The organism is Klebsiella sp. 2019SCSN059, assembly GCF_021739525.1.
Classification (GTDB): domain Bacteria; phylum Pseudomonadota; class Gammaproteobacteria; order Enterobacterales; family Enterobacteriaceae; genus Klebsiella; species Klebsiella quasipneumoniae.
In genome coordinates, this window is record NZ_JAKKOM010000127.1 from 1 (window position 1) to 859 (window position 859).

Genomic DNA, 859 nt, shown 5'->3' on the forward strand with positions numbered 1-859 from the left:
CGCCTTCATCACGAGGAAGGCCCCAGCGCTATTCTGATCTCGCCATCACCACCGTTCTGGTGATTAAACGCGTATTCCGGCTGACCCTGCGGGCTGCGCAGGGTTTTATTGATTCCATTTTTGCCCTGATGAACGTTCCGTTGCGCTGCCCGGATTACACCAGTGTCAGTAAGCGGGCAAAGTCGGTTAATGTCAGTTTCAAAACGTCCACCCGGGGTGAAATCGCACACCTGGTGATTGATTCCACCGGGCTGAAGGTCTTTGGTGAAGGCGAATGGAAAGTCAGAAAGCATGGCAAAGAGCGCCGTCGTATCTGGCGAAAGTTGCATCTTGCTGTTGACAGCAACACACATGAAGTTGTCTGTGCAGACCTGTCGCTGAATAACGTCACGGACTCAGAAGCCTTCCCGGGCCTTATCCGGCAGACTCACAGAAAAATCAGGGCAGCCGCGGCAGACGGGGCTTACGATACCCGGCTCTGTCACGATGAACTGCGCCGCAAAAAAATCAGCGCGCTTATTCCTCCCCGAAAAGGAGCAGGTTACTGGCCCGGTGAGTACGCAGACCGCAACCGTGCAGTGGCTAATCAGCGGCTGAGCGGAAGCAATGCACGGTGGAAATGGACAACGGAATATAACCGTCGCTCGATAGCGGAAACGGCAATGTACAGAATGAAGCAGTTGTTGGGAGATTCACTGACGCTGCGTGACTACGATGGTCAGGTAGCGGAAGCTATGGCCATGGTGCGTGCGTTGAACAGGATGACAAAGGCTGGGATGCCAGAAAGCGTGCGTATTGCCTGAAAATCCAGCCAGCTACAGGGTCGTTCGCACGAAATCTTATTTATTCAACAAAGCCC

General features: G+C 53.8%; 1 protein-coding gene. It reads left to right on the forward strand.

Translation table 11 applies throughout. From position 1 onward, the window contains the following. The coding region (locus tag L2I46_RS29230; protein WP_191742195.1) for an IS5 family transposase at window positions 1-803 on the forward strand (803 nt) is incomplete at its 5' end. Window positions 804-859 lie beyond the last annotated feature (56 nt).